Raw genomic sequence first — 21,138 nt, forward strand, 5'->3', positions numbered from 1 at the left:
GGTCTATCTTGCTCCACACCTATTTTCTGCCGCTCCGGACAAGCACTTCTGTTTATTATTTGATATAAAGGAATTTGCCATGTCTGACACCCAATCTCTGCAACAAAACGGCCGCCGCCAAAAACGAGCAGCGGCACAGCAATTTATCAACGAGTTGAAGGGGACGCATTACCCCAGCTCAAAACGTATTTATCTGCAAGGTTCTCGTGCCGATATCCAAGTGCCAATGCGTGAAATCCAACTGAGCCCGACCTTTCTCGGCGGCGATAAAAACAATCCGCAGTTTGAAGCGAACGAACCGATTCCGGTCTACGATACGTCCGGCGTTTACGGCGATGAAACCGCGGAGATCAACATCAACCAAGGCATTCATCCCTTGCGTAGCCAGTGGATTGAAGAACGGCAAGATAGCGAAGTGCTCGGTTCGGTCAGTTCCGAATATACCCAATCCCGTTTGCAGGATAGCGCCTTGGATCAATTACGTTTCCAATGGCAACGCTCGGCACGGCGGGCGAAAACAGGCAAAACCGTGACTCAGCTGCATTATGCGCGCCGAGGCATTATTACGCCCGAAATGGAATTTATCGCCATTCGGGAAAACATGGGGCGCGCCCGGATTCAAAGTGCGGTGCTCTTGCAGCAACATCCCGGACAGGGCTTCGGCGCAAACCTGCCATCCGCAATCACCCCCGAATTTGTCCGACAGGAAGTTGCCGCCGGACGGGCGATTATTCCGTGCAATATTAATCACCCTGAATCCGAACCGATGATTATCGGGCGCAATTTTCTGGTGAAAGTCAATGCCAATATCGGCAATTCAGCCGTCAGCTCCTCAATTGAGGAAGAAGTGGAAAAGTTGGTCTGGGCAACGCGTTGGGGAGCCGATACGGTGATGGATCTCTCGACCGGGCGCAATATTCACGAAACCCGCGAATGGATTTTGCGCAACAGCCCGGTGCCGATCGGCACGGTGCCGCTCTATCAAGCATTGGAAAAAGTGAAAGGCGTTGCCGAACACCTAACTTGGGACGTGTTTAAAGACACGCTGATCGAACAGGCGGAACAAGGGGTGGATTACTTCACCATTCACGCCGGCACGCTACTGCGCTATGTGCCGATGACCGCCAAACGCCTGACCGGAATTGTGTCGCGCGGCGGCTCGATTATGGCGAAATGGTGTTTGTCGCACCACCAAGAGAATTTTTTATATACGCATTTCCGTGCGATCTGCGAAATTTGCGCCGCTTATGACGTTTCGCTCTCGCTCGGTGACGGCTTGCGTCCTGGTTCGATTCAAGACGCCAATGATGAAGCCCAATTCGCCGAGCTTTACACCTTAGGCGAGCTGACGAAAATTGCGTGGGAGTATGATGTACAAGTGATGATTGAAGGCCCTGGGCATATTCCGATGCAGATGATTCAGCGTAATATGACCGAGGAATTGGAACACTGCCACCAAGCGCCATTCTATACCCTCGGGCCACTCACCACCGATATTGCTCCCGGTTACGATCATTTTACTTCCGGAATTGGTGCCGCCATGATCGGTTGGTTCGGCTGTGCCATGTTGTGTTATGTCACGCCGAAAGAGCATTTGGGCCTGCCTGATAAAGACGACGTCAAACAAGGGTTAATCACCTATAAAATTGCCGCCCATGCCGCCGATCTTGCCAAAGGTCATCCGGCAGCGCAAATTCGGGATAATGCGATGTCGAAAGCCCGCTTTGAATTCCGTTGGCAAGATCAATTCAATCTGGCATTAGACCCCGAAACCGCCCGCGCCTATCACGATGAAACCCTGCCGCAAGAATCCGGCAAAGTCGCCCATTTCTGCTCGATGTGCGGGCCGAAATTCTGTTCGATGAAAATTTCACAGGAAGTCAGGGATTATGCCGCAGCGCTCCCTGCGGAACAGCAACTGGGGCTCGCGGAAATGGCGCAACAATTTAAACGAAAAGGCGGAGAGATTTACCACATTCCGACAGATTTAAGCTAAACGCCTAAACACGGTAAACCGCACTTTTGGTTTACCGTGCCAAATAATCCAGCACCACCCGGGCATGATCTTTGGTTTTAAATTTATCAAACACCTGCTCAATCATCCCATTTTCATCAATCAAAAAACTGATCCGGTGAATGCCGTCATAGCGACGTCCCATAAATTGTTTCTCGCCCCACACCCCGAACTGCTCGGCAACCTGATGATCAGGGTCAGACAACAAAGTGAAATTGAGCGCCTTTTTCTCTTCAAAAGTACGCAATTTTGCCGGCAGATCCGGACTAACGCCCAGAATAACCACTCCCAGTTGCTCCAACTGCCGCTTAGCGTCACGCAAATCGCAAGCTTGGGTGGTACAGCCCGGCGTCAGTGCTTTCGGATAAAAATACAATAACACTTTTCTTCCGGTAAAATCATCCAAGCTGACCTGATTGCCCCGTTGATCCGCCAAGGTAAATTTCGGTGCCGCAACACCGCACTTTAATATTGATAACATCTTTACTCTCCAAAATTAGCGAAGGATACCGCACTTAAACTACCATTAAATCAAGCCGTTTTCACTTTTTTTGATTTATCTGCCGGAAAATAAAAAAACCACTTGCAAACTACGACAAATTTGGCAATCTAGAATAATCAAACGATTTCATCAATAAAGCAACAAGAAACACACAGGAGAAGTTTTATGTCGGCCAGTAACCCTTTATTTTCAGGCAGTATCGTTGCGCTTATCACTCCGATGGACAGTTCCGGCGAAGTGAATTACACCGAGTTGGAAGCGCTGGTAAACTTTCATATCGCAGCCGGAACCGATGCGATTGTTTCCGTCGGCACCACCGGGGAATCTGCGACCCTAAGTATTGATGAAAATGTTAAGGTGATTCTGAAGACCGTCGAATATGCCGCAGGGCGCATTCCGATTATTGCCGGCACCGGTGCCAACGCGACCAGCGAAGCCATTACCATGACCAAATTACTGCACGGCAGCGGTGTTGCCGGTTGTTTATCGGTTGTGCCTTACTACAACAAACCGACGCAAGAAGGGATGTACCAACACTTTAAAGCCATCGCCGAAAGTACCGATTTACCACAGATTTTATATAACGTACCGGGGCGCACCGGCAGCGATCTCAAACCGGAAACCGTAGCACGCCTCTCAAAAATCCCGAATATCGTTGGCATTAAAGAGGCAACCGGCGATGTCAGCCGCGTCAGCAAAATCAAAGAATTAGCCGGCAAAGATTTCATCGTATTAAGCGGCGATGACACCACCGGATTAGAGGCGATCAAAGCCGGCGGCGAAGGGGTGATTTCCGTCACCAACAACGTTGCCGCTGCCGATATGGCAAAAATGTGTCACTTCGCCTTAAAAGGCGACTTTGCCCAAGCCGATGAAATCAACAACCGCTTAATGGCGCTGCATAAAAACCTGTTCGTCGAATCCAATCCGATCCCGGTCAAATGGGCGTGCTACAAAATCGGACTGATCAACGAACCCTTCTTACGCTTACCATTAACCGTGTTAAGCGAAGAAGCACAGCCGGTTGTCAGCGCGGCACTTGACAGCGCCGGTTTATTAAAATAAGCCAAAAATAAAAGAGACAAAAAAGGGCTAACAAATGTTAGCCCTTTCCTTTGACATCAGAATCAATTATTGCAACAACGAAATATCCGCTACTTGCAAGAACAACTCACGCAAATTATGCAACAACGCCAAACGGTTGTGACGCAACGCCGGATCTTCCGCATTCACCATCACGTTATCGAAGAAGTTATCGATCGGCCGGCGCAGCGCGGCAAGTTGCTCAAGTGCGGTTTGATAGTCACCGTTGGCAAATAACGGTTGCAATTTTTGCTGTAACTCGGCAACCTGATCCGCAAGTGCGGTTTCCGCCGGATCTTGGCACAAAGTGCGGTTTACGCTGTTAGGCAATTCGCCTTCCACTTTCGCCAAAATATTGCTCACCCGTTTATTGGCGGCGGCGAGGGCTTCGGCGGAATCTAAGGTGCGGAAATGCGCCACCGCACGCACGCGTTTGTCGAAATCGGCAGGTTTGGTCGGACGGCGTGCCAACACCGCTTGGATCACATCCACGCTGAAACCTTCGTCTTGATACCACGCACGGAAACGACCCAGCATAAAGTCCACCACGTCGGTTACCACGTTAGCGTTAGTTAATTTATCACCGTACAATTCGACCGCACTTTGCACTAAGGTTTGCAAATCCAGCGGCAATTTTTTCTCAACGATAATCCGCAACACGCCAAGTGCGGCACGGCGCAAGGCAAACGGATCTTTGTCGCCTTTCGGATGTTGTCCGATGCCGAAAATACCGCTCAAAGTATCCAATTTATCCGCCAACGCCACCGAACACGCCACTAGGCTGTGTGGTAAATCATCACCGGCAAAACGCGGCATATATTGTTCGTTCAACGCCACCGCCACGGCTTCGTCTTCGCCGTCATGACGGGCATAATGCATGCCCATCACCCCTTGCGTATCGGTGAATTCAAACACCATGTTGGTCATCAAATCGCATTTTGACAACAAACCGGCGCGTTTCGCTTGGGTTTCGTCCGCACCGATTTGTGCCGCGATAATGCCGCTTAATTGTTCGATACGCGCGGTTTTATCGCGTAATGTGCCTAACTGCTGTTGGAACAACACGGTTCCCAAGCGCGGTAAGTTGTCTTCCAAACGCTGTTTTAAGTCGGTTTTAAAGAAAAACTCCGCATCGGTTAAACGTGGACGCACTACTTTTTCGTTGCCCTCGATGATCGCCGTCGGATCTTGCGGATTGATATTGGAAACAAAGATAAAGTGCGGTAGCAATTTGCCGTTTTTATCATAGATTGGAAAATACTTTTGGTCGCCTTTCATGGTGTAAACCAAGGCTTCCGCCGGCACAGCCAAGAAGCGCTCTTCAAAGGTGGCGCTTAACACATTCGGATATTCCACCAACGAAGTGACTTCATCAAGCAGAGCGTCTTCAATATCTGCCACACCGCCAAGTGCGGTCGCTTTTTCTTGTGCTTTTGCCAAAATCAAGGCTTTGCGCTGATTAAAATCGGCAATCACCGAACCTTTTTCCGCTAACAGCGCAGGGTACTGATCCGCGTGGCTGATTTGGAATTCACGCTCGCCTAAAAAACGGTGTCCGCGAACAGTCGTACCACTTGCCACCCCCAAAATTTCGCCGTTAATCAGCTCATCGCCCAATAATAAAGTGACGGTGTGCACCGGGCGCACAAACTGCTCGCTTTTATCGCCCCAACGCATGGTTTTTGGAATCGGCAATTTCGCCAAGGCGCTGCTAATCATACCGACCAGCAGATTTTTGGTCGCCTGCCCTTCCACCACGGCACGATAAACCAACCATTCGCCTTTATCGGTGGCGATACGCTCCGCTTGATCGACGCTAATGCCACAACCGCGCGCCCAGCCTTCCGCCGCTTTGGTCGGCTTGCCTTCCTTATCAAACGCCGCCGCAACCGCAGGCCCGCGTTTTTCCACTTCTTTGCTTGGCTGCGAAGTCGCCAAACCCAACACCTTCACCGCCAAACGACGCGGCGTAGCAAACCATTCAACGTTATCAAAGGCAAGACCCGCTTGCTTCAACTCCGCTTCCACATTGTCGGCGAACGCCGTCGCTAATTTTTTAAGTGCCTTCGGTGGCAACTCTTCTGTGCCGATCTCGGCAAGGAAATTTTGTTTCATCTTCATTTCTCTTTCTAAATGTGGGATCACCACGCTATGTATTAATATTTTATTTTATAAACTGCCGCCGCTTCTCGCACTTGCATGACACTAGAAGCCAATTGCCGTTCCAGTTCTTGTTCGGTTGGCAAATACGCAACATATTTTGAGCTGAAAATCTGTTTTCTGTCGGCAAGCACCGAATATTTCGCCACCGCTTCGCTCTGCTCGCTGCATAAGACTAAGCCGATGGTCGGGTTGTCATCTTCGCCTTTAAATTGCTCGTCATATAAACGCACATAGGTGTCCATTTGCCCAATATCTTGATGTTTTAATTTGCCGATTTTAAGATCAATCAATAAAAAACATTTCAATTTGAAATTATAGAAAACCAGATCGATATAAAAATCTTCATCATCAAATCGTACGCGCTTTTGTCGTTCGACAAAGGCAAAACCTTTACCGAGTTCCAATAGGAAATCTTGCAAGTTACTGATAATCGCCTGTTCTATTTGATTTTCTTGATAGGTTTTGTCCTGCAAATTCAAGAAATCCAAAATATAAGGATCACGCAGATAATCTTGAATGGTTTCTTTTAACGGTTCGGTTTTTTGTTCCGCTTCTTGCGTGACCAAAGCTTTATTTTGGCTTGCCAATAAACGTTCGTAATATAAAACGGAGATTTGGCGGTCTAAAGCTTTGACTGACCAATTATGTTCAATCGTTTCATTAAGATACCATTGTCTTGCAGTAGCATTTTCTACACGAATTAAACGGCGATAATGTGTCCAACTTAATTCGGGTCTCACTGAGTCCCGAATTGGAAAGGTAAGATAAAATTGACGCATTTTGCGTAAATTACGTTCGTCAAACCCCTTACCAAACATCTCTGTTAAACGTTGCGAAATCTCTTGCAACAGATATTTGCCGTATTGGGCGCGTTGTTCGCCTTGTTGTTCGTCTTCCACAATCAAACGCCCGATTTCCCAATAGCTTTGCACCATCGCGACATTCACCGCCTGCCGCACTTGTTGGCGTGCAGTGGTGATAATCTCGGCAATATTGAGGATTAATTGCTGGTTGGTCGTTTGCAGTGAATTCATAGACTTAACCAAATCGGCGTTTTAATTCATTGAGTTCAAGGATAATTTCCCCGTTTGCCAACAGCAACGCCGGAATGCCGACATAACCGTTTTGTTTCGCCTCATCAAAAGTGCGGTCACTATCGCGCAGTTTTAAAAAGCGTTTAAAATTCGCCATACTTTCAAAGATATTCACACTTTCATACGCGACCTTTAAGGCGTTTAATTCCGCTATGAAAGGCTCGGTATCAGGGCAAAGGTGTGCAAAAAACAGAACTGGTTTAGTCATATTTACCTACTTATTTATTGCCGCTTATTTTTACACCCCGGAAAACCCAAGGCTTCACGCGAAGCATAATAGGCTTCGGCAACGCCTTTGGTTAAAGCGCGAATGCGTAAAATATAACGTTGGCGTTCGGTGACGGAAATCGCTTTGCGTGCGTCGAGCAAGTTAAAACTGTGCGCCGCTTTTAAAATGCGTTCGTAAGCCGGTAACGGCAACGGTTTTTCCAATGCTAACAGCTCTTGCGCTTCTTTTTCATATTGCTCGAAGCAGTAGAATAAAAATTCGGTGTTGGCGTATTCAAAGTTATAGGTCGATTGCTCCACTTCGTTTTGGTGGAACACGTCGCCGTAAGTGGTTTTGCCTAACGGACCGTCCGACCACACCAAGTCATACACGCTGTCTACGCCTTGAATGTACATCGCCAACCGCTCTAAACCATAGGTAATCTCACCGGTCACCGGTTTGCATTCCAAACCGCCCACTTGTTGGAAATAGGTGAATTGGGTCACTTCCATGCCGTTCAACCACACTTCCCAGCCCAAGCCCCACGCGCCTAACGTCGGGTTTTCCCAGTTATCTTCCACAAAACGAATATCATTTTGGGTCGGATCAAAACCGAGCATTTTCAGGCTGTCTAAATATAATTCTTGAATATTGTCCGGTGACGGTTTAATCACCACTTGGAATTGGTAATAGTGCTGCAAACGATTCGGGTTTTCGCCGTAACGTCCGTCGGTCGGGCGACGCGACGGCTGCACATAGGCAAACGCCATCGGCTCAGGGCCTAAGGCACGCAAACAGGTCATCGGGTGCGATGTGCCAGCCCCCACTTCCATATCAAAAGGTTGCACCACCGTACAGCCCACGTTTGCCCAGTATTCTTGCAGGGCGAGAATCATACCTTGAAAGGTTTTTACGTTGAATGTCGAACTCATAGTTTTATCGCTGATTGTAGATAGAAAATGGCGGTTATTATACTTTAGAATTGCGTCATATGCTGTAATTTCTTTGGGTAAAAAAACGATCTTGTTTTAGGCAAGATCGTTTTTTCATAGGACAAATTAATCCTATTTTAACTGTGGGTCTTTACCATAATGCGGTGAATAAGGTCCATATAATAATCCGCCGTTATAGCCGCCATTGAGGAGGCGTTGAGTTGCCAAAACTGACACATCAAAGCCTTGGTCGGCGACGGTGTTGACAACTTGCTTGACTGCTGCAACCACTAACATAGCGATTACATTACCACCACCATTATTGCCTTGCTCACTGCTTGAAGCAACTGCCTGCCCGCGCCATAGCGTTGCGCCATTACGCAAATCAATCAACTTACCTTCCACTTTAACCGTCGTTATGCTATCAATCAGCACATAGCTCGAACCATAATCTGTCACATTGATGTAGAGTGCACTGTCCGCACCAAAAATTTCATGTAATTTTCGGTGTGGAATCTGCTGAATTTCATGCCCTTCATATACGCCATTATGACGGAATGTTTCATTTGCAACGGCTACCGGAAAAACATAATATCCGGCTTCAGCCAATGGCTTGACCGTATTTGCTAAAACCGCACTTCCTGCCTTGACTTCAGTCGATTGATTGGTCGGCATCAGTACTAAGATCGAACGAGGTTTACTTTCTAAAAAAGTAGAATAATCGTACGGCTCGCTGTTGCCTGCACAACCGGATAAAATTAACCCTGACAATGCTACGATAGGAATCCATAATTTTTTCATTACTTCACCCTTACTTTATTGTTTTGTAAAAAGTTTATATATTGCGCTGCTTCAGGAAAAGTGGATTTTTCCAAATTAAAATACATTTGTGATTTATTCAAATCCCCTTGTTTCGAATACAGCAACCCCAACTGCGCATACAATCCCGGTGGTACTTTTTTACCTGAACTTTCCGCACGGTTAACGATAGATTCCAACGTCGCAATTTGCTCTGTTTCGGCGGCATTACTATTCAAATAATCGTACAAACTCTTGCTATAATCATTACCTTGCCAAGCATAAATATCATTGTTTGAAGCACAACCGGTCAACAATACTGCTCCCAGCACCAAAGCCGTTTTCGATGCAATTTTCATGAAGATTGTCATCACAATACCTCTTATTTACTTGGCTTCCAAGCACCGCTTTCCAGCCCTTGAGCCAAATTATCAACGACTTCGCGAATTGCCAGACTCAATACTTTTCCATTTAGCGTAGAATCATACCCGGCAGATCCTCCGAATCCGATCACCTCGCGATTTGATAAGCTGTATTCTCCAGCTCCCTGAGCAGAATAAACCACCTCTGACGTTTCCACATCGACAATATTTAAATTCACTTTCGCATAAGCAACTTGTGATTTGCCTTTGCCTAAAATGCCGAATAGCTGGTGATCGCCAGTTGTTTTACGCCCAAATTCAGTAACATCGCCCGTAATAACATAACGTGCGCCCTTGATATTTTGGCTGATTTTTTTCAGTTTTGCTTCATTCTTAATCGCATTCATATTTGTGCGATCTAAAACCGAGAAACGCCCGCTCTGCTGCAAATCACTCATCAAAATCGTTTGTGCCTGACTACCCAGGCGATCAACGCCATCGGAGAAAATCCCATTTTGATAATCAGAACGGTTATCAAATTGCCCAATGGCAACCGGCACTTTTGCCCCTTGATAAACCGTTTGAGCGGACGCCACCCGTGGAGTTTCAATTGTTCTGGATGACTCCGTCGCACAACCTGACAATAATAGTAATACTGCCGGCACAATAAGATAGTGAGATAGTTTTTTCATATAACCTCTGATGATTTTTATTGTTAATCCATTGAAAGACATATTTATCCTTGAAATTATATAGGATCCAAAATATGCGCTGGTAACAATATGCCTCAAATAAACGAAATGCAAATCATTAAATTCAAAATCTTGAGCTAGATCCAATTTATTGTGAAATCAATCTGATATTCGGCAGAGAATATCCCGCCAATCCGATTAAATTTCTCAAATAAGATTTGATCCAGTTCAAACTTCTGAAAAAAAGCGGTTGTTCTGATGATATAATTTTTATAGATTAAACGTCCACTAGTCGGGGTGCTGCTTTTAAACATGGAAAGCGGCTGAGATGATACCCGTGAACCTGATCCAGTTAATGCTGACGTAGGAAACTATTATGATGATGTTCAATCAGACCGCACTTTCTCTTTTTTCTCCCGATTTTCTCTGTGTAAACCCCCGTTTCTTGCGTTAATTGCCGTTAGTGGTGCGCACGATGAATGCGGTGCAAATTCGCGGCTTAACCTTAGTTTTCGGCGAACAGTCGTTGTTCAATGACTTTGATTTCGATCTGCCGCTCGGCAAATGGACGGTGCTGCTCGGGCGTTCCGGCGTGGGCAAATCCACGTTATTGCGTGCGATTGCCGGATTGGAACAGCACAGCATTCGGCAAGGCAATATTCACTTTGCCCGTCCGCTAAAATTAGCCTGGCTGGCGCAACAAGATTCGCTTTATCCGTGGCTGTCGATTGTCGATAACGTGCAGCTGGAAGCCCATCTGCAAGGCAAGAAAAATGCAGCGACCCGGCAACAAGCCGAGCGGTTGCTACGTGCGGTACAAATGCAGGAGCACCAACACAAGCGTTGCTATCAACTCTCCGGCGGGCAGCGGCAGCGTGTGGCGTTGGCACGTTGCTTAATGCAGCAGGCGGATCTGATTTTAATGGACGAACCGTTTTCAGCATTGGATGCGGTCACCCGTTTACAACTGCAAGATCTCGCCTGTGAACTGCTGGCAGACAAAACCGTGCTGTTAATCACCCACGATCCGCAAGAGGCGGTGCGTTTGGCGGATCAGATTTATGTGTTGCAGCAAACCGCACAATCGCTCACCAACGCTGTTACGCCGCCGGGAAGCAAACCACGCCCGCTCAATTCCGCCAGCCTCGAATTACAACAGCAGCTTATCGCGCAATTATTAGAGGGAACAACGCCGTGAAGCAGCTGAAATCCCTCGCCAAAATCCTGCTGCTGACCGCACTTTTGCTGTTGTTGTGGCAAAGTGCGGTCAGCCTGCTGGCACTGCCGCACTATCTATTGCCTGCGCCGAGTGCGGTCGCGCAACAACTGAAAACCCACGCCCCATTGCTGTGGCAACACGCGCAAGTTACCGCACTTGAGATTTTGCTCGGCTTAACCCTCGGTTTTTTGCTTGGTTTAGGCTCTGCGCTGTTGTTGTCACTGTCCGCCCCAATCTCTGCATTTTTAATGCCGTTACTGGTGATTTCTCAGGCAATTCCGGTCTTTGCGATTGCGCCGCTGTTGGTGCTGTGGTTCGGCTACGGCATGGCTTCAAAAATCGTGATGACGGTGTTGATTATCTATTTTCCGGTCACCGCCGCCTGTTACGACGGCTTGCGCAACACTCCGCAAGCGTGGCTGGATTTAGCCCACAGTATGCAAATAAAACGTTTACCGTTGCTGTTCAAAGTGCGGTTGCCGGCGGCATTGCCCGCCTTGGCGTCAGGCTTGCGCATTGCGGTTTCGGTTGCGCCAATCGGTGCTGTGGTCGGCGAATGGGTCGGTTCATCAAAAGGTTTGGGCTATTTGATGTTGCACGCCAATGCACGCATGCAGGTCGATCTGATGTTCGCCGCCCTGCTGTTGTTAATATTAATGGCGCTGAGCTTATATTTTGTCGTCGACCGACTGTTACGCCGTTTTATTCCATGGGCGGCTCAACTCAACTAAATAAAAAAGCGAGCATAAAAAAAGAGGAAAAAATGACCATCACCCAACACTTAATCGAACAGGCACAACCGCATTGGCTGGCGTACACCCAACATCCGTTTGTGTTGCAATTGGCGCGCGGCGAACTGCCGAAAGCCAGTTTCCAGCACTACTTAAAACAGGATTATCTCTATCTGTTTCAATATAACCGCGCCTTGGCGTTGAGTCTGTTTAAGTCCGACAACTTCGCACAAATGCAGCAAGCCAATCATGCCATCAGCATTTTATTGCAAGAAATTCAACTGCATATCGGCTTCTGCCGTCAGTGGGGCATTGCCGAAGAGGAATTATTGCAAACGCCCGAATCCCCCGCTTGCGTTGCCTACACCCGTTATGTGTTGGATTGCGGCATTAACGGCAGTCTGGCGGATTTGTATGCGGCGATTGCGCCTTGCGCGCTCGGTTATGCCGAAATCGCCCGTTGGATCGCGGAACAGAAACTCAGCCCGCCGAATAATCCCTATCAAGACTGGATCGACAACTACGCCGCCGCGGATTTCCAACAAGCCGCCGCACAATTAGGCGAATTGCTCAACCAATTGTGCCGCGACTTAACCGCGAAACAACGCGCCAAAGTGCAACAGATTTTCACCACCGCCACCCGCATGGAAGTGGCATTTTGGCAAATGGGATTAGACCTTAGCTAACGATAATTCACACACTCACAACAGGAAAACACCATGAAAACCTTTTTCACCGCTCTGACCGCACTTTTACTCTTGAGCCAGCCGTTGCAGGCGAAAGAAAAAATCACGCTGCTGCTGGATTGGTTCGTCAATCCCGATCATGCCGCTTTGATTGTGGCGCAACAGAAAGGCTATTTCGCCGCCCACGATTTAACGGTTGAAATTATCGAACCGGCCGATCCCTCAATGCCGCCGAAACTGGTTGCCGCCGGGCAAGCGGATTTGGCGGTCGATTACCAACCGCAACTGCAAATGCAAGTGGCGGAAGGCTTGCCGTTGGTGCGCGTCGGCACCTTGGTTGCGACCCCGCTCAACAGCTTGGTGGTGCTGCAAAGCAGCAACATCAAATCCATCGCTGATCTGAAAGGTAAAAAAATCGGTTATTCGGTCAGCGGTTTTGAAACCAGTCTGCTGAAAGCGATGTTGGCAAAATACGGTTTAAGCGAAAAAGATATTGAAATGATCAATGTCAATTGGTCATTGTCGCCGTCGCTGATCAGCGGTCAAGTCGAGGCGGTGATCGGCGCATTCCGCAATTTTGAATTGAACCAAATGGATCTGGAAAAACAACCGGGTTTGGCGTTTTATCCGGAAGAACACGGCGTGCCGGCTTATGACGAGCTGATTTTGGTCGCCAACAAAAACAAGCTGTCCGACAAAAAATTGCGTGCCTTTCTGACCGCACTTGAACAAGCCACGATCTATCTGATTAACCACCCTGATCAAGCATGGCAGGATTTTGTCAGCTATAAACCAAATGAGTTAGACAACGAACTCAACCGCCTTGCTTGGCGTGATACCCTGCCGCGCTTGGCGCTGCGCCCGCGCGCCCTTGACGAAAACCGCTATCGGCAGATGGCGGAATTTATGCAACGACAAGGCTTAATCAAAAGCGTGCCGACACTCGCCGATTACGCCGTACAACTGAAGGATTAATTTATGCTGACCACCGATTATCTCAGCCAACTGCGCCAACGTAACCCGTTGATTCACAATATCACCAACATTGTTGTCGCCAATTATGTCGCCAATGGTTTATTGGCACTCGGCGCCTCGCCGATTATGTCAAGTGCGGTCGAAGAAATGGACGAACTGCCGCGCATTTGCAATGCCTTGGTGATTAACATCGGCACGCTGACCGCCGGGCAGGTGCAAGCGATGTTGCTTGCCGGAAAAGCGGCGAACCGCCACGGCATTCCGGTGGTGCTTGATCCGGTCGGCGTGGGCGCAACCCGCTTCCGCCAACAAACGGTGGCGCAATTGCTGCAAGCAATCCGCTTCAGCGCCATTCGCGGCAATGCCGGTGAAATGGCGTTTCTCGCCAATGTCAGTTGGCAAAGCAAAGGGGTGGATGTCGGCAGTGGCAACGCAGATTTGGATTCTATCGCAAACAAAATTGCACAACAGTATCATTGCGTGGCGATGATTAGCGGCGAAATTGATGTGATTAGCGACGGCAAACAAGTGGCGCATATTCGCAACGGCACGCCGCTGTTTCCGCGCATTACCGGCTCAGGCTGCCTGTTAAGTGCGGTCTGCGGTGCATTCTTAGCCGTCGCCGCCCAAGACGATTTTCAGGCGATGGTCGAAGGGGCAAGCGCATACGCCATTGCCGGCGAACTGGCGGCAAAAAATTTACAACCATCGCAACACGGACAATTCTATACCGCACTTTTAGATCAACTGGCGGCAGTGGACAATGCGCAAGTGCAACAACTGGCGAGGGCGGATTATGTCTAATATTGCGCAAGCTTTAACCATTGCCGGCTCCGACAGCGGCGGCGGCGCAGGCATTCAGGCGGATTTGAAAACCTTTCAAATGCGCGGCGTATTCGGCACAAGTGCGGTAACCGCAATTACCGCACAAAATACCTTAGGCGTGCACGCGATTCACCCGATACCGGTCGCCACCATTCAGGCGCAAATTCAAGCAGTCGCCGAGGATTTCGACATCTCGGCGGTGAAATTGGGCATGCTTGGCACAGCCGAGATTATTGAAGCGGTCGCCGAGAGTTTGCGCCGTTACCGCTTTCAACATCTGGTGCTTGATCCGGTGATGATCGCCAAAGGCGGAGCGGCGTTGTTACAGCAAAGTGCGGTCGCGGCACTCAAGCAGCATTTGCTGCCACTCGCTGACATTCTCACCCCCAATCTGCCCGAAGCCGAAGCCTTAACCGGCATTGAGATTTTAGGCGCAAAAAGTGCGGAAAAAGCGGCACGCTACCTGCAGGAATGGGGCGTGAAAACGGTGGTGATCAAAGGCGGACACAGCCAACATTCGCAAAGTGCGGTCTGTTGCGATTGGGTGTTTACCCCGAGCGCCAGCTTCACGCTCGAAAGCCCGCGCTACCGCACGCCGCACACCCACGGCACCGGCTGCACCTTTTCCGCCTGCATTACCGCCGAATTGGCAAAAGGGCAATCGCCGACCATCGCCGTCAAACTCGCCAAGCAATTTATTACCGCGGCAATCACCCATCCGCTGAATCTCGGACACGGACACGGCCCGACCAACCATTGGGCATTTTCATCACTGCCGATCGCAGGGCGGCGTTAAGGGGCTTACGTTGAAGGAAAAAATGACAAACATTAAGCAAATGCTTGCCGTCTATTTTATCGCCGGTACGCAAGACTGCCGTCACTTAGGCGGCTCGCCGCCGCAAGCATTATTAGCCTGCTTGGAGCAAGCCTTAAAGCGCGGTATCGGTTGTTTTCAATTTCGTGAAAAAGGCAACTTTTCACTGCAAGATCCGCAGCAAATTCGCCAATTGGCAACACAATGCCGTGATTTATGCCGACAATATCATGTGCCGTTTTTTGTGAATGATGATGTGGATTTAGCACTTGCGCTACAAGCGGACGGGGTGCACGTCGGGCAGGCGGATCGCCCGGTTCGACAAGTGATCGAACAATGCCAAGGCAAGTTATTACTGGGATTATCGGTCAATACCTTGCAGCAAGCCATCGAGAATGCCGAATTACGGGCGGTGGACTATTTCGGCGTAGGGCCGATTTTCCCCACCCAATCGAAAACCGACGCCAATGCCGTGGTCGGCTTAAATTTAATCCGACAAATTCGGCAGCGGGGGATTGAAAAACCGCTCGTGGCGATCGGCGGTATCAGCGGCGCAACCGCACTTTCGATCCGCCAAGCCGGTGCGGACGGTGTGGCGGTCATTTCGGCAATCACACAAGCACAAAACTTACAACACACAATCCGGCAGTTACAAGGACATGGGATTAAATGAAATCATTCAGCAAACAATTTGGGCCTGGCATTATCATGGCATCGTCCTGCGTCGGCGGCTCGCATATCATCGCCTCCACCCAAGCCGGCGCATATTACGGCTATCAACTTGCCTTGTTTATCATCGCGGTGAATCTGTTGAAATATCCGTTTTTCCGCTTCGCCTTTGACTACAGCGCGCTGAATAATAAAAGCGTGTTGCAGGGCTACGCCGAAAAAGGCAAGGGCTATTTATGGCTGTTTCTCGCGTTCAATCTGTTTGCCACCATGGTGAATGTTGCCGGCGGCACGCTGTTATCGGCGGTGCTGCTAACCATGTTGATCCCGTTTGAGGTGGCGTTAAACGGCTTAAATCTGATCGTACTGTTCAGCTTTTTGGCAATTTTATTCTCGCGCCAATATCCGCGCTTGGATAAAGTTTCCAAAAGCATTATGTTACTGCTGTCGCTGATTACGCTGTTGGCATTATTAATTGCCTTCGGGCGCAGCGCCCTGGCAATCAGTGCCGATTTCGCCGCCCCCTCGGCTTGGACATTGGGCGCGATTCCGTTTCTCATCGCTCTAATGGGTTGGATGCCCGCACCGATGGAATTGAGTGTCGCCAGTTCGTTATGGGTGGTGGAAAAAAGCCGCCTTGATCCGAACTACCGCCAACGCCGCTTGCTCGATTTCAACAGCGGCTATTTCGTCACCATCCTGCTCGCCTTGATGTTTATGGCACTGGGCGCAATGGTGCAATACGGCAAACCGATCCCAACCTTGGCAGGCGGACAATTTATCCGCCAATTCGTTGAGATGTACGCCCTCAGTATCGGCGAATGGACGCGCTGGTTTATGGCGTTGGTGGCATTTATCTGCATTTACGGCACCACCATCGTTGCAGTGGACGGCTACTCACGCAGCAACCAGCAAACCGTCGCTTTATTACGCCAAAGCACAGCCCCAAGTGCGGTCAGTGCACATCATGACAAAGCCCTGCGCTACTCCATGCTGTTCACCACCCTTTCCGCCTTTATCGTGATCCAGTTTTTCAGCGGCGCCATCGGCAAAATGATCCCCTTCGCCATGACCGCCTCCTTCGTCTCCGCCCCGGTATTCGCCTGGCTCAACTTCAGCCTGGTACGACAGGGCAAACGACAAAAAATTTGGCTGACGTATTTGGCATGGGCGGGGATTGTATATTTGGTAGCGATGGTGGGGGTTTATTTTTTGTATCGCTGACAATCTGCTCATTTTAGTTTATCTACAACAGAGCTAAATCGGCATAGTAGCCAAAAAGTGATCTGCTCCGCGATAAAAAAACAAAAGGACAACAACGTTGTCCTTTGAGATTGCTGACAAACTGACTTCTCTCCCTCCGCGTGCGGAGGGAGTACCATTTTTCGCAAGAAAAATGGGGAGGGAGGGGCAATATGAAAATGCAACATATTACTTTTTAAAATCATTTATGCCTCCCTCCGTCCTTCGGACACCTCCCTCCGTATACGGAGGGAGGGAAATGATTAGAGAAAGAGACTTTGTCATCAGCCTGAAAGGACAACACCTTGTTCTTTTTATCCCAACTGTCTGTTATCCCACAAACAACATCAGCAATACCGCCAATACTTGCGGTGACATGATCCGCATAAACATCACCAAAGGATAGACCGTGGCATAAGAGAGTGCTGCCGCGCCGCTGTCTTCTTTAATACCGTTGGCAAAGGCAAGCGCCGGCGGATCGGTCATTGAACCGGCGAGTAAGCCGCTTAATGTCAGGTAGTTCATTCTACCGTACACGCGGGCGACAACGCCGGTGATCATCAAAGGAACAAAAGTGATAACCGCACCGAACATCATCCATTCCATACCGTCGCCGCTGATAAGCGTATCAATGAAGTTCGCGCCGGCCTTGATTCCGACCACCGAGAGGAACAGCACAATGCCGATTTCACGCAAGGCAAGGTTGGCGCTCGGCGGCATAAACCAGTACAGTTTGCCGATACTGCCGATACGCGCCAAAATCAGAGCAACGACTAACGGGCCGCCTGCCAAACCCAATTTTAACGCCACCGGAAAACCCGGCAGTGAAATCGGTATTGATCCGACCAACACCCCTAACAGAATGCCGATAAACACCGGCAGCATTTGTACCTGTTGCAATTTTTGCTGCGCATTGCCGATCACCGCCGTCACCGCTTCAATCGCATCCAAACGCCCGACCAGATTCAATACGTCCCCGAATTGCAGGCTGGTGTTGCTGGTCGGCACCAGTTCGATCCCGGCACGGTTCAAACGCGAAATCACCACTTCGTATTTCTGTTTGATTTTCAAATCACGGATTCTCTTACCCAACGCATTTTCGTTGGTCACCACCACCCGCACCGAACGCAAATCGGTGCCACGGGTAGACAGCGATTCTTTCACCACTTCCCCGACCACCAGCTGCACCCGTTGCAAATCCGGCATATCGCCGACCAAATGCATTAAATCCCCCACCTGCACTTCGGTATCCGCGTGCGGTACAATCAATTCTGCGCCGCGTTTTAAACGTGAGCAAAGTACGTTTTTCGCCTCGAAGCCCGGAATGGCGCGAATTTTCAAGCCGCTGATATTCGGATTGGTAATTTTCACATTCAGGCTGCTCAAACTCTCTTTATCGTGTCCTGATTCTTTTTCAAATTGCTGATGTTCTTCCTCAATCTTGATTTTGAAAAACAGACGCACCAGCCAAATCGCCAATAAAATACCGCAAATCCCGAACGGATAGGCGATCGCATATGCCATCCCCATGGTTTCGGTGATATTGGTGATGCCCAGCTCCGCCAAAATCTGCTGCCCGGCACCGAGCGACGGCGTGTTGGTCACCGCGCCGGAATAGATCCCTAAAATAATCGGTAATTCCACGCCGAAACCAAGATGTAGTGCCACCACCAATACAGCCCCCAGCAACACAATCATCATCGCAAACAGATTCAGTTTTAATCCCGATTGGCGCAGAGAGGCAAAAAAGCCCGGTCCGACCTGAATCCCGATGGTATAAACAAACAGAATCAAGCCGAATTCCTGAATAAAATGCAGGGTGTGCGATTCGAGGCTCAAGCCGTATTGCTTGATAAAATGCCCGACCAGAATGCCGCCGAACAACACGCCGCCGATTCCGATTCCTATCCCCCGGATTTTTAAATGCCCCAACCACAATCCAATCACGGCAACCAGCGCAAGCAGGCTGACCGTGATAGCTATATCACTCATAACATCTCCTATTATTGAAATTTAAAAAATAAACTGCGTGTATTATACCTAGGTTAAAATGGCAAAAATTTGTTATAGTGCAAACTTTTGAAACAAAACTAAGATTTTTTATTTAAAAATTTGAGTGTGTTGTTAAACTTTTTAGCTATTTGCGAATCAAATGCTTATCCATTGTTAAATCGAAATTATTATGAACTGGCAACAAGAACTTATTGAATCGTCCGTTTGGCTGGCGCAAGCTTTTATCGGCAGCCTCCTGTTTTTAGCGGCACTGGCGTTTTTATTGATCAAAACCAGCCGCTGGGGCAAACAATTTTGGCAACTGGCCGCCGACTACATTGATCCCAAAACCAATCTCAAAGCCATTATGCTGTTTTTGGTGATCGTTTTATTATCGCTGATGGGCGTGCGCCTAAACGTCGTGATCTCGAATTGGTACAATATCATGTACGGATCGTTGCAAGACTTGAATGCACCGCTCTTTTGGCAGATGATGGCGGTATTCGGCGTGATAGCGACCATCAACGTGGTACTGGTTTTGAGCAACTATTACCTGTCGCAACGTTTTACCATTAACTGGCGCACCACCCTGAACCGCACGTTTGTCGAACGCTGGACAACAAACCGCACTTATTACAAAACGCAATACAGCTACAATCGCTTGGACAACCCCGATCAACGGATTCAACAGGATATCCAATCGTTTGTGTCCAGCTCGCTCAGTTTTTCCACCGGCTTAATCAGTGCGATCACCTCGATTATCGCCTTTACCCTTCTCCTCTGGAAACTCTCCGGCCCGATTGCACTTTCCGGCATGGAAATTCCGCACGGCATGGTCTTTGTCGCCTTCGGCTATGTGTTAATCACCTCGCTGTTTGCCTTTAAATTAGGGCGACCGTTGATTGCGCTCAATTTTTTAAATGAAAAACTCAACGCGAATTACCGTTATTCACTGATTCGGGTAAAAGAGTATGCGGAAAGCATTGCCTTTTACGGCGGTGAAAAAAGCGAACGCAACGCCTTGTTCAGCCAGTTCGAGAAAGTCATTGGTAACGTATGGCAAATCGTGTATCGCAGCCTGAAATTCTCCGGATTTAACCTTATCGTCAGCCAAACCTCGGTGGTGTTTCCGTTTTTGATTCAAGCCGGTCGTTTTTTCAGCCAGCAGATTTCGCTCGGTGACTTAATGCAAACGGTCAATGTGTTCGGCAAATTGCACGACAGCCTGTCGTTTTTCCGCACCTCCTATGACGAGTTCGCCGCTTATAAAGCCACGCTTGACCGTTTAACCGGCTTCAACAGCGCAATGCACAACGCCGAACAACTGCCTATGCCGACAATCAGCGAACACCCTAGCCATGTGCAAGTTAATAACCTGACGGTGAAAACACCGGCGCATACGCCGTTGATCAAAGGGTTGAATCTGGACATTGCGCCGCAAACCCATTTACTGATTCAAGGGCCGTCCGGCGTCGGTAAAACCACCTTGTTGCGCACGCTTGCCGGGTTGTGGGCATATGCCGACGGCGAAATTGCCGCGCCAAGCAATGCGCTGTTCCTGTCACAAAAACCGTATTTGCCGCAAGGCAGTCTGTTAGACGCGCTGTATTATCCCGACACGCCGCCGCAAAAATCAGATTACCGACACGAACAATCAGTGTTGCAAAAAGTGGCATTAGCGCATTTAAGCGATAAATTGACCGATCGCAATGAATGGACGCAGATTTTATCCCTCGGCGAACAACAGCGGGTGGCATTCGCACGGTTGTTGTTGAACCAACCGCAGATTATCTTTTTAGACGAAGCCAGCGCCAGCATGGACGAGGGTTTGGAAGACGCGATGTATCGTTTGTTACAGCAAGAGTTGCCACACAGCACCATCATCAGCGTCGGACACCGCTCTACCTTGAAGCGTTTCCATAACAGCCTGCTATATATTGAACAAGACGGCGGTTGGCGGTTAGAGTAAATTTGCGCTAAGTGCGGTTTGGACTTGGTTTGAACCGCACTTTGCTTTTGGTATTCGTTACTTTCATTCATCTAAAAATCGCTATCGGGTTTCGCCGATGGCGACTGATTTTTTTATCGCTATCGCTTTTTCGCCTTGTGGCGACTTACTTTTTTTGCTTGTCCAAAA

At 48.9% G+C, this 21,138-nt stretch carries 20 protein-coding genes and 1 riboswitch; of the genes, 11 read left to right on the plus strand and 9 right to left on the minus strand.

The window, feature by feature from the left end; all coding sequences use genetic code 11:
• Positions 1-79: 79 nt before the first annotated feature.
• On the plus strand, positions 80-1,996 hold the full coding sequence (gene thiC / locus ACWA50_RS00905; RefSeq protein WP_431053465.1) for a phosphomethylpyrimidine synthase ThiC: 1,917 nt from the start codon (positions 80-82) through the stop codon (positions 1,994-1,996).
• Between the two features lie 31 nt (positions 1,997-2,027).
• On the opposite strand, the gene bcp is transcribed toward thiC, so the two are convergent.
• A complete protein-coding gene (bcp, locus tag ACWA50_RS00910; RefSeq protein WP_431053466.1) occupies positions 2,028-2,495 on the minus strand; it encodes a thioredoxin-dependent thiol peroxidase in 468 nt (155 codons plus the stop codon).
• Positions 2,496-2,681: 186 nt separating this feature from the next.
• Between bcp and dapA the strand changes: the two genes are divergently transcribed.
• A complete protein-coding gene (dapA, locus tag ACWA50_RS00915) occupies positions 2,682-3,581 on the plus strand; it encodes a 4-hydroxy-tetrahydrodipicolinate synthase (protein WP_431053467.1) in 900 nt (299 codons plus the stop codon).
• Positions 3,582-3,647: 66 nt separating this feature from the next.
• On the opposite strand, the gene glyS is transcribed toward dapA, so the two are convergent.
• From glyS to ACWA50_RS00950, 7 genes are all read right to left on the minus strand, one after another.
• Entirely contained in the window at positions 3,648-5,714 is a 2,067-nt protein-coding gene (gene glyS, locus ACWA50_RS00920; RefSeq protein ID WP_431053468.1) for a glycine--tRNA ligase subunit beta, read from the minus strand.
• Between the two features lie 41 nt (positions 5,715-5,755).
• On the minus strand, positions 5,756-6,796 hold the full coding sequence (locus tag ACWA50_RS00925; RefSeq protein ID WP_431053469.1) for a PDDEXK nuclease domain-containing protein: 1,041 nt from the start codon (positions 6,794-6,796) through the stop codon (positions 5,756-5,758).
• 4 nt (positions 6,797-6,800) lie between these two features.
• Positions 6,801-7,064 (minus strand): hypothetical protein, encoded by a 264-nt coding sequence (locus ACWA50_RS00930; RefSeq protein WP_431053470.1) that lies wholly within the window; start codon positions 7,062-7,064, stop codon positions 6,801-6,803.
• Positions 7,065-7,078: 14 nt separating this feature from the next.
• Positions 7,079-7,996, minus strand: coding sequence for a glycine--tRNA ligase subunit alpha (glyQ, locus tag ACWA50_RS00935; protein WP_431053471.1), 918 nt, complete (start codon positions 7,994-7,996; stop codon positions 7,079-7,081).
• Between the two features lie 132 nt (positions 7,997-8,128).
• A complete protein-coding gene (locus tag ACWA50_RS00940; protein ID WP_431053472.1) occupies positions 8,129-8,797 on the minus strand; it encodes a DUF799 domain-containing protein in 669 nt (222 codons plus the stop codon).
• Positions 8,797-9,165, minus strand: coding sequence for a DUF4810 domain-containing protein (locus ACWA50_RS00945; RefSeq protein WP_431053473.1), 369 nt, complete (start codon positions 9,163-9,165; stop codon positions 8,797-8,799). Before ACWA50_RS00945 ends, ACWA50_RS00940 begins: the two co-directional genes overlap by 1 nt.
• An 11-nt stretch (positions 9,166-9,176) precedes the next feature.
• Entirely contained in the window at positions 9,177-9,848 is a 672-nt protein-coding gene (locus tag ACWA50_RS00950) for a CsgG/HfaB family protein (RefSeq protein ID WP_431054261.1), read from the minus strand.
• Between the two features lie 283 nt (positions 9,849-10,131).
• A riboswitch (TPP riboswitch) is annotated at positions 10,132-10,235 on the plus strand.
• A gap of 88 nt (positions 10,236-10,323) precedes the next feature.
• Here ACWA50_RS00950 and ACWA50_RS00955 point away from each other — a divergent pair.
• From ACWA50_RS00955 to ACWA50_RS00990, 8 genes are read left to right on the plus strand one after another with little or no spacing between them, the layout of a single operon-like run.
• Entirely contained in the window at positions 10,324-11,046 is a 723-nt protein-coding gene (locus ACWA50_RS00955) for an ABC transporter ATP-binding protein (protein WP_431053474.1), read from the plus strand.
• A gap of 5 nt (positions 11,047-11,051) precedes the next feature.
• Positions 11,052-11,798, plus strand: a complete 747-nt coding sequence (locus ACWA50_RS00960) for an ABC transporter permease (protein WP_431054262.1) — start codon at positions 11,052-11,054, stop codon at positions 11,796-11,798.
• Between the two features lie 38 nt (positions 11,799-11,836).
• On the plus strand, positions 11,837-12,484 hold the full coding sequence (gene tenA / locus ACWA50_RS00965) for a thiaminase II (RefSeq protein WP_431054263.1): 648 nt from the start codon (positions 11,837-11,839) through the stop codon (positions 12,482-12,484).
• A 33-nt stretch (positions 12,485-12,517) separates the two neighbouring features.
• Complete coding sequence (locus ACWA50_RS00970) at positions 12,518-13,459, plus strand: ABC transporter substrate-binding protein (RefSeq protein ID WP_431053475.1); 942 nt, start codon at positions 12,518-12,520, stop codon at positions 13,457-13,459.
• Positions 13,460-13,462: 3 nt separating this feature from the next.
• Positions 13,463-14,263, plus strand: a complete 801-nt coding sequence (gene thiM / locus ACWA50_RS00975) for a hydroxyethylthiazole kinase (RefSeq protein WP_431053476.1) — start codon at positions 13,463-13,465, stop codon at positions 14,261-14,263.
• Positions 14,256-15,080, plus strand: a complete 825-nt coding sequence (gene thiD, locus ACWA50_RS00980; protein ID WP_431053477.1) for a bifunctional hydroxymethylpyrimidine kinase/phosphomethylpyrimidine kinase — start codon at positions 14,256-14,258, stop codon at positions 15,078-15,080. Before thiM ends, thiD begins: the two co-directional genes overlap by 8 nt.
• Positions 15,081-15,102: 22 nt before the next feature.
• Complete coding sequence (gene thiE, locus ACWA50_RS00985; RefSeq protein WP_431053478.1) at positions 15,103-15,771, plus strand: thiamine phosphate synthase; 669 nt, start codon at positions 15,103-15,105, stop codon at positions 15,769-15,771.
• Positions 15,768-16,991 (plus strand): NRAMP family divalent metal transporter, encoded by a 1,224-nt coding sequence (locus tag ACWA50_RS00990; RefSeq protein WP_431053479.1) that lies wholly within the window; start codon positions 15,768-15,770, stop codon positions 16,989-16,991. Before thiE ends, ACWA50_RS00990 begins: the two co-directional genes overlap by 4 nt.
• Before the next feature lie 348 nt (positions 16,992-17,339).
• Here the strand turns inward: ACWA50_RS00990 and ACWA50_RS00995 are convergent, their stop codons facing one another.
• Positions 17,340-19,001, minus strand: a complete 1,662-nt coding sequence (locus tag ACWA50_RS00995) for a putative transporter (RefSeq protein WP_431053480.1) — start codon at positions 18,999-19,001, stop codon at positions 17,340-17,342.
• Positions 19,002-19,191: 190 nt separating this feature from the next.
• Between ACWA50_RS00995 and ACWA50_RS01000 the strand changes: the two genes are divergently transcribed.
• Positions 19,192-20,970, plus strand: a complete 1,779-nt coding sequence (locus ACWA50_RS01000) for an ABC transporter ATP-binding protein/permease (protein ID WP_431053481.1) — start codon at positions 19,192-19,194, stop codon at positions 20,968-20,970.
• The last annotated feature ends 168 nt before the right edge of the window (positions 20,971-21,138 follow it).

It is taken from the genome of Testudinibacter sp. P17/SS/0325 (assembly GCF_053570765.1).